This is a genomic window from Mycobacterium sp. NGS26 (genome assembly GCF_059813025.1).
The window spans coordinates 472,544-484,734 of sequence record NZ_JCALDU010000004.1 but is presented as its reverse complement, the minus strand read 5'-3'; the positions used below and the strand labels follow the sequence as shown (position 1 = coordinate 484,734).

The following is a 12,191-nucleotide window of genomic DNA, read 5'->3' as shown; positions in this document are numbered from 1 at the left end:
GATCATGGCTGGCCGCCGCGTGGCAGCCCCGCGCGATGAGCGTCCGATCACCAACGATGCACCGAAGAAAGGAATGCCGTGGCTGTATACACCCTGCCCGATTTGGACTGGGACTACGGAGCGCTGGAACCGCACATCTCCGGCCAGATCAACGAGCTGCACCACGATAAACACCACGCCACCTACGTCAAGGGCGCCAACGACGCCCTGGAAAAGCTGGAGGAGGCCCGCTCCAAGGGAGACCATGCCGCCATCCTGCTGAACGAGAAGAACCTCGCGTTCAACCTCGGCGGACACGTCAACCACACCATCTGGTGGAAGAACCTGTCGCCCAACGGCGGCGACAAGCCGACCGGCGAGCTCGCCGCGGCCATCGACGACGCGTTCGGGTCCTTCGACAACTTCCGCGCCCAATTCCATGCCGCGGCGACCACCGTGCAGGGGTCGGGCTGGGCGGCGCTGGGCTGGGACACCCTCGGCAACAAGCTGCTGGTCTTCCAGGTGTACGACCACCAGTCCAACTTCCCGCTCGGCATCGTGCCGCTGCTGCTGCTCGACATGTGGGAGCACGCCTTCTACCTGCAGTACAAGAACGTCAAGGTCGATTTCGCCAAGGCGTTCTGGAACGTCGTCAACTGGGCGGACGTGCAGGACCGCTACGCCGCCGCGACCTCGAAGACCAAGGGGTTGATCGCCGGCTGAGGCCGTTTCCGGGCTGGGGCGTCACGGGCATCCGTGGCGCCCCTGTCTTTGCCCGAGGCCACCGGCCGTGTCGAGTTGCAACGCGCCTAAACCGCAGGCATTCTTAGTTATTCGAGCTGCCAGCGTGGTTATTTCGGAGGAAGGCGTCGCGCGGAGGTCGAGGTGGACACAGGGTCGAGCGGACCGATAGGGGTCGCCCCGTTCCATGCCCGCGGCGCGCTCAAGGGGTTCGTCATCTCCGGGCGTTGGCCCGACTCGACCAAGGAATGGGCCCAGCTGCTGATGGTCGCGGTCCGGGTGGCCTCCCTGCCCGGATTGCTCTCCACCACAACGGTGTTCGGCGCCCGCGAGGAGCTGCCCGACGAACCCGAGCCGGGCACCGTCGGCCTGGTCCTGGCCGAGGGCACCGTCTTCGGTGAATCGGCAATCCCGCCAGGGTATTTCGCCGACCATCAGCCCCCGGCGCTGCTGATGCTGCACCCGCCGTCGGAAACCATGCCGTCGTTGCCGGAGTGCACGGGCGCCGCGTCCGGATGCGTGCTGCTTCCGGGATTGCCGTATCTGGGGCTGGAGCACCGCGCGGCCTGGGTGGAAGCCGAGGCCGACGGCACCATCACGTCCATGGTGAGCCGCGTCGGCGTCGACCCGATCAGCCATCCCGACACCGCGATCCTGGCGATGCTGCTTGCCGCATAAGGGATTTCGGATTCCCGAACTTTCTCCGCGCGCTGGCGCCCGCCGGATCAGCCCGTTAGCCTGAGACGGTCAGCGAAGGGGAGTAGCCCCGAATCGTCGAGTCGACATACTGGCGCACAGCCCGGCCGGCGAACCGGTCCGAACGGATCGGTGGGCGAGACCTTCGACCGATGTTCGGCGACTTGGTCGTCGACAACGCGTCGAAAGGTCGTCCCGCATGCTCGCCGCCACGCTGTTAAGCCTCGGGGTGGTTTTCCTCGCCGAACTCGGCGACCGCTCTCAGCTCATCGCCCTGACCTACGCGCTGCGCTGCCGCTGGTGGGTGGTGCTGATCGGGGTCGGGATCGCGTCGTTCGGCGGGCACGGGGTCTCGGTGACCGTCGGCCACTTCCTGGGCGCCGCGCTGCCGGCGCGCCCGCTGGGGTTCGCTTCCGCGGTCGCGTTCCTGATCTTCGCGGTGTGGGCGTGGCGCGAGGGCACGACCAAGGACGAGGCCGTCTCGAGCCCGGCCGAGCCGCGCTTCGCGCTCGTCGCCGTGATCTCGTCGTTCGTGCTCGCCGAAATGAGCGACAAGACGACGCTGGCCACCCTCGCGCTGGCCAGCGACCAGGACTGGCGCGGCGTGTGGATCGGCTCGACGGTGGGCATGGTCGTGGCCGACGCCCTGGCGATCGGCGTGGGCGCGCTGCTGAATCGCCGACTGCCCCAGCAGCTGCTGCACATGCTGGCCAGCCTGCTCTTCCTGATGTTCGGCCTGTGGATGCTGTTCGACGGCGCGCTGGGCCAGCGGCCGCTAGCAATCTCGGCATCCGCGATGGTGGTGCTGGCCGCCGCGGCGGCCGCGGCCGCGCAAACTCTGCGACAGCGCCGCCGAACCGAAGTCTCGATCACCGGGAGGTCACCGGACATCGCCTAGCTGCTGACGGCACTACCGCTCCCCGGCCCCGGCCGGCAGCCGCCCCCAGAGGTATCTCCGTGGGCAGGTGCGCTGTACCTACGGTCCGTTCAGCCGCCGCTTTGCAGACCTGGCAGCAAATCTGCCGTTCGATGGGGTCAAGTTGCCTGCCGATCGCGGTGCGATCGGCCAGCACGATCGGTGCGGCCTCCGGGCCGGGCCCCAACCCGCTGGCCCGCCACTTCGGCACCGCACCCCGATTCTGCGGATAACCTGTGAGTTTCGGATATTTAGTGGACACCCCAGCGAATCAGTTAGACGCTCGTCCAGTGAGGAATTGGCGGGCGCCAGCAACGCCGCCACCAAAACCGCTAGGGTTTGCACTTGGTCGCGTACTCAGGCGCTCGCTACCATGAGCAAATATGCATAGGTAACAGTTCACTTCTACAGCCCAGTGGAGGTCATATCGATGAGCACGACGTTCGCCGCCCGCCTGAACCGCCTGTTCGACACGGTTTATCCACCCGGACGCGGGCCGCACACCTCCGCGGAGGTGATCGCGGCGCTCAAGGCGGAGGGCATCACGATGTCGGCTCCCTACCTGTCGCAGCTACGTTCCGGCAACCGGACGAACCCGTCGACGGCCACCATGGCGGCGTTGGCAAACTTCTTCCGCATCAAGTCGGCGTACTTCACTGACGACGAGTACTACGAAAAGCTCGACAAGGAATTGTCGTGGCTTGCCACGATGCGCGACGACGGTGTGCGCCGCATCGCGATGGGGGCCGCCGAATTGTCTCCCGAAGCCCAGCAGGACGTCGCGGAGCGGGTCAACGAGCTGCGCCGTAAAGAGCAGCTCGGCGCCTAAAGCACACCGAGGCGGCGCAGCCCGACCTGAACGGCTGCCGCCGGTCCATTCCCATTAGGGTTGGCTCACGGATCGCGTACACGCGAGAGCGATAGTCCACGAGATACCGGGAGGCGGCCGGGAATGGCCCTGTTCCGCAAGCGAAAGAGTCGCGCCACGCGCCGCGCCGAAGCCCGCGCGATCAAGCACCGCGCCAGGCTCGAGGCCCGGCTGGCCGCCAAGAACGAGGCCCGCCGCATCAAGGGCGACCTGCGCGCCGCGGACAAGGCGCTCAAGGCCCAGATCAAGGCGCAGCGGGACAGCGACCGCGCGGCGGTCAAGGTCGCCGAGGCCGAGCTCAAGGCGGCGCGGGAGGGAAAGCTGCTGTCGCCCACGCGCATCCGCCGGCTGCTGACCGTGTCCCGGTTGCTCGCCCCGATCCTGGCCCCCCTGATCTACCGGGCCGCGATGTCCGCCCGCGCGCTGATCGACCAGCGCCGGGCGGACCGGCTGGGGGTTCCGTTGGCTCAGATCGGCCAGTTCTCGGGGCGCGGCGCCGAGCTGTCGGCGCGGATCGCCGGGGCGGAGAAGTCGTTGCGGATGGTGCAGGAGAAAAAGCCCAAGGACGCCGAGACCAAGCAGTTCGTCGCCGCCATCGGCGAACGGCTCACCGACCTTTCGGCGGCCGTCACCGCCGCCGAGAACATGCCGGCGGCGCGCCGCCGGACCGCCCACGGCGCGATCTCGTCGCAGCTCGACGGGATCGAGGCGGACCTGATGGCCCGGCTCGGGTTGACCTGAAAGCGGTTGCCGGACATGGTATTCGACGACGGCTGGGTTTCGCGCGCCGCGATCGCCGGACATCACCGCCCGCCTGCTGGGCGGGGCGGCCCTGGTGCTGGGCGCGCTGGGCTTCTTGCTGGTGCTGGTGCGCCGACGAGCATGAGGCGAGCGGCGGGTGTCGCGTGGGCGGGGCTGCTGTTGGCCGCCCTGGCACTGACCGCGATCCTGAACGCGCACGTGGCGCTGGCGCACGCCGCGCGCGTGTCCGCCGAACCGGCGGAAAATGCGGTCCTGACGACAGGTCCCGACCGGGTCAGCGCCACCTTCAACGAGCGGCTGCAGACCACGTTCGCGGCCATGACGGTCGTCGGGCCCGACGGCAACGTGTGGTCGACGGGGGAGCCGACGGTGCAGGGCGCGGTGGTCGGCGTCGGCGTGCGACCGCTCGGGCCATCGGGGACCTATACGGTGAACTACCGGGTGACGTCGGCCGACGGCCACGTGGTGTCCGGCTCCTGGTCGTTTCGGCTGGCGGTGCCGGGCAGCGGCACCCCGGGGCCGGCCGCCGCGACCGACACCGGCGGTGCGTTCCCGGTCTGGCCGTTTGTGGTGGTAGCGGTGGCGCTCGTCGCCGCGGGCGCCCTCTGGGCGGTCCGGCGCAGGCCGTGACCGGCCCGCTCACCGAGGCGCCCGGTGGGCGCCCTGGCATGATGGGACGCGACGACCCGGTGCGCTAGAGACAAAGCTGCAAAGGAGCGGCCGCATGGCAGACCCTCAGGATCACCCCAACAGCGAGCCCGACGGCGCATCGACACCGCCGGAGAACAAGCCCCCCGCCGAGCCGGTCAACGAGCCGGTCAAGAAGGCCGCGAAAGCGCCCGCCAAGAAGGCGCCGGCCAAGAAGGCGGCCGCGAAGAAGGCCCCCGCCAATAAGGCGGCCAAGAAATCACCTGCCAAGAAAGCCCCCGCCAAGAAGGCGCCTGCCAAGACCCCGGAACCCACCCAGCAGCGGATCGAAACCAACGGCCAACTGGCCGCCGCGAAAGATGCTGCGGCGCAGGCGAAGTCAACGGTCGACCGCGCGAACAACCCGCTTCCCGCCGACGTTCCGGCACCCACCGCGAGCCCGTTGCCGGTGCCGGTGCTGGTCGCCCTGGCGCTCAGCCTCCTGGCGATCCTGTTGGTGCGGCAACTGCGGCGTCGTTGACCGCGTCGTTCCGGCCGACCGCCGACCTCGTAGACAGCATCGGGCCCGACGTTCGCAGCTGCGACCTCCAGTTCCGCCAGTTCGGGGGCCGCGCGCAATTCGCCGGGCCCATCAACACCGTGCGCTGCTTCGAGGACAATGCGCTGCTGAAATCGGTGCTCTCGCAGCGCAGTGCGGGCGGGGTCCTGGTGATCGACGGGGCCGGTTCCCTGCACACCGCGCTTGTCGGCGACGTCATCGCCGAACTGGCGCGCTCCAACGGCTGGGCCGGGCTGATCGTCAACGGGGCGGTGCGAGACGCCGCGGCGCTGCGCGACATCGACATCGGCATCAAGGCGCTGGGCACCAATCCCCGCAAGAGCACCAAGACCGGCGCCGGCGAGCGCGGCGTCGAAATCAGCCTGGGTGGTGTGATTTTCGTGCCCGGCGATACCGCCTACAGCGACGACGACGGCATCGTCGTCGTCGCGCCGGGTGACTAAACCGCCACCGTCACGGGCTTTTTCGCGAACCGCAGGCCTTCGTCGGCGATCTTGCCGCGCCGGATCAGCTGAATGTCGCGCACGTAGTTCTGGTTCAGCCGCCACGGCGTGCGTGAGCCCTGCTTGGGCAACTCGTCCAGCGAGCGCAGCACGTAGCCCGGGGTGAACTCCATGAACGGGCGCTCCTCGACATCGGAACCCGGATGCTCGACCACCACGGTGTCAAAACCGTTGTCGTCCATGTAGTTCAGCAGCCGGCATGCGAACTCCGACACCAGGTCGGCCTTGAGCGTCCACGACGCGTTGGTGTATCCCACCGTGTAGATCATGTTCGGCAGCCCGGACAGCATCATGCCCTTGTAGGCCATCGCCTTGGTCAGGTCCACCGGCGTCCCGTCGACGCTCACCGTCGCCCCACCGAACAGCTGCAGGTTCAAACCCGTTGCGGTGATGATGATGTCGGCCGGCAGCTCCTGACCCGAGTTGAGCCGGATGCCGGTTGGGGTGAACCGGTCGATGGTGTCGGTGACCACGTCGGCCTGCCCGTGCCGGATGGCGCGGAACAGGTCGCCGCTGGGCACCAGGCACAGCCGCTGATCCCACGGGTTGTAGTTCGGGCCGAAGTGCTTCTGCACGTCGTAGCCCTCGGGAAGCTGGCGGCGCACAAAGCCGAGCAGGATCTTCCGCATCCGCCGCGGCCACTTCTGACAGGCCGCGTACAGCGCCGCCTGCCGCAGCACGTTCCTCCAGCGAACCACGGTGTACGCCTGCGTCTCGGGCAGCCAGCGGTTGAGCCGTTCGGCGAACTTGTCGCGCTTGGGCTGGGAGACGATGTAGGTCGGTGACCGCTGCAGCATCGTGACGTGCCCCGCACCCGACTCCGCCAGCGCGGGGATCAGCGTGACCGCGGTGGCGCCGCTGCCGATCACGACGATGTTCTTGCCGGCGTAGTCGAGGTCCTCGGGCCAGTGCTGCGGATGGATGATCGGGCCGGTGAAGTCCTCCGCGCCCTCGAACCTCGGCGCGTAGCCCTGCTCGTAGTTGTAGTAGCCGCTGCACAGGAACAGGAAAGTGCAGGTGATGGTCTTCGCCGTGCCGTCGCTTTCGATCTGCAGGGTCCAGCGGTTGTCCGCGCTGGACCAGTCGGCGCCGACCACCTTGTGGTTGAGCCGGATGTGCTGGTCGATGCCGTACATCGCGGCGGTGTCCTTGACGTAGTCGAGGATCGGCCCGCCGTCGGCGATGGCCTGGCGCTCGGTCCACGGCCGGAACCGGAAGCCCAGCGTGTACATGTCGGAGTCGGAGCGAATGCCCGGGTAACGGAAAAGGTCCCAGGTGCCCCCCATGGCGGCACGCTTCTCCAGGATGGCGTAGCTCTTGGTCGGGCAGCGGTCCTGCAGGTGCCAGGCCGCGCTCACGCCGGAGATTCCGGCGCCCACGATCACGACGTCAAGGTGCTCGGTCATTCCGCCACGCTATCAACGTCGCGTCGAGTCGGTCAACACTCTGTCGAAATACTCAACACCGTGTAAAGTAGCGGCCGTGACCAGCCCGACCCGCGCCCTGCGCGGCCGCCGCTCCATCCGCCCCTCGGGCGACGACCGCGAGCAGGCCATCCTCGCGACCGCCGAGCGACTGCTCGAGGAGCGCTCGTTCGCCGACATCTCGGTCGACGACCTGGCCAGGGGCGCCGGCCTGTCGCGGCCCACCTTCTACTTCTATTTCAAGTCCAAGGAGGCGGTGCTGCTGTCGCTGCTCGAGCCGGTGATCGCGAGTGCCGACGCGGAGATCGCTGACGCTATTGCGCGGCTACCCGCGGACCCGCTCCGGGCATGGCGCCACGGCATCAAGGCGTTTTACACCGCGTTCGCCTCGCAGCCTGCGCTGAGCCGCGCCGCCAGGGAGGCGCTGGCCACCAGTTCCGAGTTGCGCAGCGTCTGGTCGGGGTTCATGCAGAAGTGGATCGATCAGACGGCGGCCATGATCACCGCCGAACGGGCCCGCGGCGCCGCACCGGAGACCGTCCCGGCCGCGGACCTGGCGACCTCGCTGAACCAGATGAACGAGCGCACCATGATGGCCGCGCTGTCCGCCGAGACCCCGGCCGTCGACCCGGACCGGGTCGTCGACACCCTCACCCACGTCTGGGTCAGCAGCATCTACGGCGAGTCCGGCCGACTGTCGTAACCCCGTGCGAACATGTGTTCGTGCGGTGTGATGCGTCCATCCTGCACGCGGATCTCGACTCGTTCTACGCGTCCGTGGAGCAGCGCGACGACCCGACGCTGCGTGGCCGTCCGGTGATCGTCGGCGGCGGAGTCGTGCTGGCCGCCAGCTACGAGGCCAAGGCCTACGGCGTGCGCACCGCGATGGGCGGGTCGCAGGCGCGCCGGCTGTGTCCGCACGCCGTCGTGGTGCCGCCGCGGATGACCGCGTACACCCGCGCCAGCGACGCCGTCTTCGAGGTGTTTCGCGACGTCACACCGATCGTGGAGGCGGTGTCGGTGGACGAGGCGTTCCTCGACGTCGGCGGCCTGGCCCGGGTGTCCGGCCCGCCGCTGCAGATCGCTCGCAGGCTGCGCACCCAGGTGCGCGATCGCGTGGGACTGCCCATCACGGTCGGGGTCGCGCGGACCAAGTTCCTGGCCAAGGTCGCCAGCCGGGAGGCCAAGCCCGACGGCCTGCTGCTGGTGCCGACGGATCGCGAGCTGGCCTTCCTGCGCCCGCTGCCGGTGCGCCGGCTGTGGGGCGTGGGCGCGGTGACCGCCGACAAGCTGACCGCGCACGGCATCGCGACCGTCGCCGACGTCGCCGAGCTCAGCGAGTCGACGCTGGCCTCGTTGCTCGGCGCCGCGATGGGCCGCCAGCTGTTTGCGCTGTCGCGCAATATCGACCGCCGTCGGGTGACCACCGGGGCCCGGCGCCGGTCGGTGGGCGCCCAGCGGGCGCTGGGCGCGGCCGGCAACCGCATGTCCCCCGCCGAGGTCGACGCGGTGGTGGTCGGCCTGATCGACCGGATCACCACCCGGATGCGCGCCGCCGGGCGCACCGGTCGCACGGTGGTGCTGCGGCTGCGGTTCGACGACTTCGGCCGGGCGACCCGGTCGCACACGCTGCCGTGGGCCACGTCGTCGACGCAGCCGATCCTGGCCGCCGCCCGGCGGCTGGTCGTGGCGGCGGGCCCGCTGATCGCCGAGCGCGGGCTGACCCTGGTCGGCTTCGCGGTGTCGGGAATCGATCGCACCGGCGCTCAGCAGCTGATGCTGCCGTTCGGCGAGGGCGAAGGCCGACTCGCGATCGACGCCGCGATCGACCGGGTGCGCAGTCGCTACGGCCGGTCCGCGCTGACGCCCGCGGTGTTGCTCGGCCGCGACACCGGCCTGGAGATGCCCCACCTGCCCGACTGAGTTTTTACGACGTCTTTCATGGCGAGAGAGGCGGCCCGACGACCTCGATGCCATAGGAAGCGGCCAGTTCGGCGAGAGCGGCGGGGTCGGGCGGCACCTCATCCGGTGGGCCCGTCACCGTGCCGGTGACCGGTGATCCGGCGGCGAGCGTGAACCGGTCGAAACCCGCTGGCGTGTGCAGGGTGAGGAACCGGGCCTGCGGGCTGGTGACCACGAACCCATGCGGGAGCTGGCGTGGCAGGAATGCGACCGCTCCCGCCCCTACGGCGTGCGCCTCGCCGCTCACCTCCACGCGCAGTTCACCGTCGATCACAAAGAAGGTTTCGTCGTCGGCCAGATGCCGGTGCACGGGACTGCCGTAGCCGCGCTCACCCTGGTGTTCCAGCACTGCCAGGTTTCGGGCCGTCGCGTCTGCCCCGGCGCGTATGCGGATCAGTCCGCCCAGAAACCACACCGCCCGCTGAACCTCCGGCGTGAGGACCGCGGGGCTGCCCGGCATGCCGGTGTCGCTGTGAAAGGTCATGGTCCAGATCACACACCGAGCGCCTCATCGCCGTCCAGAGCAGCCTATGAACCCGTCCACTCCAAGAGCTTCTCGGCCGGCCAGGCGTTGACGATCCGGTCCACCGGCACGCCGGCGTCCAGCGCGCGCTGGGCGCCGTAGCCCAGGAAATCGAGCTGGCCGGGGGCGTGCGCGTCGGTGTCGATGCTGAACAGGCAGCCGATCTCCAGCGCCAGGTTCAGCAGCCGGGTGGGCGGGTCGCGGCGTTCGGGGCGGGAGTTGATCTCCACGGCGGTGCCGTGATCGCGGCAGGCGGTGAACACGGCCTCGGCGTCGAACTTCGACTCGGGCCGGATCCCGCGGTTCCCGGCTACCAGCCGGCCGGTGCAGTGGCCGAGCACGTCGGCGTGGCCGTCGGACACGGCGCGCACCATGCGCCGCGTCATCGCGTCGGCGTCCATCGACAGCTTCGAGTGCACGCTGGCCACCACCACGTCGAGGCGCTCCAGCAGCGCGGGCTCCTGGTCCAGGCTGCCGTCCTCGAGGATGTCGACCTCGATGCCGGTGAGGATGCGCATCGGCGCGAACTCGTCGCGCAACCTGTCGATCACGTCCAGCTGGGCGCGCAGCCGCTCCGGCGAGAGCCCGTTGGCGATCGTCAGCCGCGGCGAATGGTCGGTCAACGCGCAATACTCGTGGCCCAGCTCCGCCGCGGTGGCCATCATCTCCTCGATCGGCGCCGAGCCGTCGGACCAGTTGGAATGCAGGTGCAGATCTCCGCGCAGCGCGGCGCGCACCTCGCCACCACCGAGATCGGTTGCGGCAGAGCGCAATTCGATCAGCGCGTCGGGTTCGCGGCCGGCCCAGGCCTGCGCGATGACCTTCGCGGTCTTGGGGCCGATGCCGGGCAGCGTCTGCCAGCTGTTGGCCTGCCCGTGGCGTTCCCGCGCGGCGTCGTCGAGGCCCTCGATGATGTCGGCCGCCCTGCGGTAGGCCATGACGCGCTTGGGGTCCTGACGGCTCCGGTCCTTGTAATAGGCGATGCGCCGCAGCGCGATTACCGGATCCATGACTCCAGTGTGCCCGGCCGGATCACCAGAACTGCCCGGCGACGAACCCGGCGAGGATCACGCCGAAGCCGCCGATCTCCCCGACGATGAGCGCCGCCATCTCCGCCCGCAGCCGACGGTCGGCGTTTTCGAACTGGTTGGTGGTGTCGCGGCGCGCGCCGTGGTGGATGTAGCTGGCGATGGCCGCGACGAAGAAGAACACGGCAACCATCGCCGCCGTCAGGTTGACCCGGGCCGGCCACGCGCTGAATTCGACGAACACCGCGAGCAGCAGCGTCGCGAACGAATAGAGCAACGCCGCCCGGTGCGCGATGTCGACATAGGGATGGGCCCGGTGGTCCTCGGCGGCCATGATCTGCCGGTACTTCCAGACGCCGAGAACCAGCGCGAGCAGAAAGATCAGCCCGGCCGCCAGCAGGGTGACCTTGGTGTCGATTCCGAGCGCGCACGTCATGGTGTCAGGAGTTTAGTTGCCCTTAATAAAGCCCGGCTAACGTCGGGGATATGCGATTCGCTTTCAAGACCTCACCCCAAAACACCACCTGGGCCGACATGCTCGCCGTGTGGCGGGCCGCCGACGACATCGACGTCTACGAGTCCGGGTGGACCTTCGACCACTTCTATCCGATCTTCTCCGACAGCGCCGGCCCCTGCCTGGAGGGCTGGACGACGCTGACCGCGCTGGCGCAGGCCACCGGGCGGTTGCGGCTGGGCACACTGGTCACGGGCATCCACTACCGGCACCCCGCCGTGCTGGCCAACATGGCCGCCGCGCTCGACATCATCTCCGACGGACGCCTCGAACTCGGGATCGGCGCCGGGTGGAACGAGGAGGAGTCGGGCGCCTACGGCATCGAGCTGGGCTCCGTCAAGGAACGTTTCGACCGGTTCGAGGAGGCCTGCGCGGTGCTCATCAGCCTGCTCAGCGACCACACCACCGACTTCGCCGGCAAGTACTACCAGCTCAACGGCGCCCGCAACGAACCCAAAGGGCCGCAACGCCCGCACCCGCCCATCTGCATCGGGGGCAGCGGGGAGAAGCGCACCCTGCCGATCACGGCGCGCTACGCCCAGCACTGGAATTTCGCGGGCGGCACGCCCGAGGAGTTCGCGCGCAAGCGCGACGTGCTGGCCGCGTGCTGCGCGGACATCGGGCGCGATCCCAAGGAGATCACCCTGTCGGCGCACCTGTTCCTGGGGCCCGACCGCAACTACGGGAAGGTCATCGAGGACGCCGCGGGGCTGGCCGCCGAAGGACTCGACCTCGGCATCGCGTACATCTCACCGCCGCACGACCCCGCCGTCCTGGAGCCGTTGGCGGAGGCGATCCGGGATTCGGGACTGTGGGACGGGTCGCAATAACGATTTGGTAACGCTGAGCAAACGCGCCGGGCAAACCCCGGACGCGAGCGCTGATCGGCTACACCCCGAAAGCCATCAGCTCTTCAGCGGTGACCAGACGCTCTTGCTTGGCGGGAAACTCTCGGCTCTTCATCGGGTGACGAAACCATGACCAGGCGATTCGCCCCATCCGCGACCGAGGTACTGGGTTGATATGCACAGTGATCACTCCTGCGATCGGTCCGTTCCACGGGACTCC

Annotated in this window: 15 protein-coding genes; 11 read left to right on the top strand and 4 right to left on the bottom strand. The window is 68.9% G+C overall.

Annotation, left to right across the window (positions count from 1 at the left end; genetic code table 11):
* Positions 1-78 precede the first annotated feature (78 nt).
* The 8 genes from AC5Y6X_RS16670 (at position 79) to rraA (ending at position 5,612) form a co-directional block, all read left to right on the top strand.
* The gene (locus AC5Y6X_RS16670; RefSeq protein WP_324675876.1) at positions 79-702 is read left to right on the top strand and encodes a superoxide dismutase; all 624 of its coding nucleotides are present in this window, start codon (positions 79-81) and stop codon (positions 700-702) included.
* A gap of 162 nt (positions 703-864) precedes the next feature.
* Positions 865-1,398 carry a peptidase gene (locus AC5Y6X_RS16665; protein ID WP_324675874.1) on the top strand — a complete coding sequence of 178 codons (534 nt, stop codon included), beginning with the start codon at positions 865-867 and terminating at the stop codon, positions 1,396-1,398.
* Between the two features lie 217 nt (positions 1,399-1,615).
* Complete coding sequence (locus AC5Y6X_RS16660; RefSeq protein ID WP_499987610.1) at positions 1,616-2,314, top strand: TMEM165/GDT1 family protein; 699 nt, start codon at positions 1,616-1,618, stop codon at positions 2,312-2,314.
* 448 nt (positions 2,315-2,762) lie between these two features.
* Positions 2,763-3,161, top strand: a complete 399-nt coding sequence (locus AC5Y6X_RS16655) for a transcriptional regulator (protein WP_499987608.1) — start codon at positions 2,763-2,765, stop codon at positions 3,159-3,161.
* A gap of 123 nt (positions 3,162-3,284) precedes the next feature.
* On the top strand, positions 3,285-3,941 hold the full coding sequence (locus AC5Y6X_RS16650) for a DUF6474 family protein (RefSeq protein WP_499987606.1): 657 nt from the start codon (positions 3,285-3,287) through the stop codon (positions 3,939-3,941).
* Positions 3,942-4,082: 141 nt separating this feature from the next.
* The gene (locus tag AC5Y6X_RS16645) at positions 4,083-4,592 is read left to right on the top strand and encodes a copper resistance CopC family protein (RefSeq protein ID WP_499987604.1); all 510 of its coding nucleotides are present in this window, start codon (positions 4,083-4,085) and stop codon (positions 4,590-4,592) included.
* A 94-nt stretch (positions 4,593-4,686) separates the two neighbouring features.
* Positions 4,687-5,130, top strand: coding sequence for an Rv3852 family protein (locus AC5Y6X_RS16640; protein WP_499987602.1), 444 nt, complete (start codon positions 4,687-4,689; stop codon positions 5,128-5,130).
* Positions 5,127-5,612 (top strand): ribonuclease E activity regulator RraA, encoded by a 486-nt coding sequence (gene rraA, locus AC5Y6X_RS16635; protein WP_324675860.1) that lies wholly within the window; start codon positions 5,127-5,129, stop codon positions 5,610-5,612. Before AC5Y6X_RS16640 ends, rraA begins: the two co-directional genes overlap by 4 nt.
* Here the strand turns inward: rraA and AC5Y6X_RS16630 are convergent.
* The gene (locus AC5Y6X_RS16630) at positions 5,609-7,078 is read right to left on the bottom strand and encodes a flavin-containing monooxygenase (protein WP_499987600.1); all 1,470 of its coding nucleotides are present in this window, start codon (positions 7,076-7,078) and stop codon (positions 5,609-5,611) included. The genes rraA and AC5Y6X_RS16630 overlap by 4 nt on opposite strands.
* Positions 7,079-7,154: 76 nt before the next feature.
* Between AC5Y6X_RS16630 and AC5Y6X_RS16625 the strand changes: the two genes are divergently transcribed.
* The gene (locus AC5Y6X_RS16625) at positions 7,155-7,799 is read left to right on the top strand and encodes a TetR/AcrR family transcriptional regulator (protein ID WP_499987599.1); all 645 of its coding nucleotides are present in this window, start codon (positions 7,155-7,157) and stop codon (positions 7,797-7,799) included.
* Positions 7,800-7,813: 14 nt separating this feature from the next.
* Positions 7,814-9,019, top strand: coding sequence for a DNA polymerase IV (gene dinB, locus AC5Y6X_RS16620; protein WP_499987598.1), 1,206 nt, complete (start codon positions 7,814-7,816; stop codon positions 9,017-9,019).
* Between the two features lie 16 nt (positions 9,020-9,035).
* Here dinB and AC5Y6X_RS16615 read toward each other — a convergent pair whose 3' ends face one another.
* From AC5Y6X_RS16615 to AC5Y6X_RS16605, 3 genes are read right to left on the bottom strand one after another with little or no spacing between them, the layout of a single operon-like run.
* Positions 9,036-9,542: a cupin domain-containing protein gene (locus tag AC5Y6X_RS16615; protein ID WP_499987596.1), complete on the bottom strand. Its 507-nt coding sequence runs from the start codon at positions 9,540-9,542 to the stop codon at positions 9,036-9,038.
* Positions 9,543-9,586: 44 nt separating this feature from the next.
* Positions 9,587-10,591: a PHP domain-containing protein gene (locus tag AC5Y6X_RS16610; protein ID WP_499987594.1), complete on the bottom strand. Its 1,005-nt coding sequence runs from the start codon at positions 10,589-10,591 to the stop codon at positions 9,587-9,589.
* A gap of 22 nt (positions 10,592-10,613) precedes the next feature.
* Positions 10,614-11,045 (bottom strand): hypothetical protein, encoded by a 432-nt coding sequence (locus AC5Y6X_RS16605; protein ID WP_499987592.1) that lies wholly within the window; start codon positions 11,043-11,045, stop codon positions 10,614-10,616.
* A 50-nt stretch (positions 11,046-11,095) separates the two neighbouring features.
* Here AC5Y6X_RS16605 and AC5Y6X_RS16600 point away from each other — a divergent pair, with 50 nt between their 5' ends.
* Positions 11,096-11,953 carry an LLM class F420-dependent oxidoreductase gene (locus AC5Y6X_RS16600; RefSeq protein WP_499987591.1) on the top strand — a complete coding sequence of 286 codons (858 nt, stop codon included), beginning with the start codon at positions 11,096-11,098 and terminating at the stop codon, positions 11,951-11,953.
* Positions 11,954-12,191: the final 238 nt, after the last annotated feature.

Excerpts from the sequence above, each read along its gene's own strand:
- AC5Y6X_RS16660 (WP_499987610.1), top strand. The coding sequence starts at position 1,616 with ATGCTCGCCGCCACGCTGTTAAGCCTCGGGGTGGTTTTCCTCGCCGAA.
- AC5Y6X_RS16655 (WP_499987608.1), top strand. The coding sequence starts at position 2,763 with ATGAGCACGACGTTCGCCGCCCGCCTGAACCGCCTGTTCGACACGGTT.
- AC5Y6X_RS16650 (WP_499987606.1), top strand. The coding sequence starts at position 3,285 with ATGGCCCTGTTCCGCAAGCGAAAGAGTCGCGCCACGCGCCGCGCCGAA.
- AC5Y6X_RS16645 (WP_499987604.1), top strand. The coding sequence starts at position 4,083 with ATGAGGCGAGCGGCGGGTGTCGCGTGGGCGGGGCTGCTGTTGGCCGCC.
- AC5Y6X_RS16640 (WP_499987602.1), top strand. The coding sequence starts at position 4,687 with ATGGCAGACCCTCAGGATCACCCCAACAGCGAGCCCGACGGCGCATCG.
- AC5Y6X_RS16630 (WP_499987600.1), bottom strand. The coding sequence starts at position 7,078 with ATGACCGAGCACCTTGACGTCGTGATCGTGGGCGCCGGAATCTCCGGC.
- AC5Y6X_RS16615 (WP_499987596.1), bottom strand. The coding sequence starts at position 9,542 with ATGACCTTTCACAGCGACACCGGCATGCCGGGCAGCCCCGCGGTCCTC.
- AC5Y6X_RS16610 (WP_499987594.1), bottom strand. The coding sequence starts at position 10,591 with ATGGATCCGGTAATCGCGCTGCGGCGCATCGCCTATTACAAGGACCGG.
- AC5Y6X_RS16605 (WP_499987592.1), bottom strand. The coding sequence starts at position 11,045 with ATGACGTGCGCGCTCGGAATCGACACCAAGGTCACCCTGCTGGCGGCC.
- AC5Y6X_RS16600 (WP_499987591.1), top strand. The coding sequence starts at position 11,096 with ATGCGATTCGCTTTCAAGACCTCACCCCAAAACACCACCTGGGCCGAC.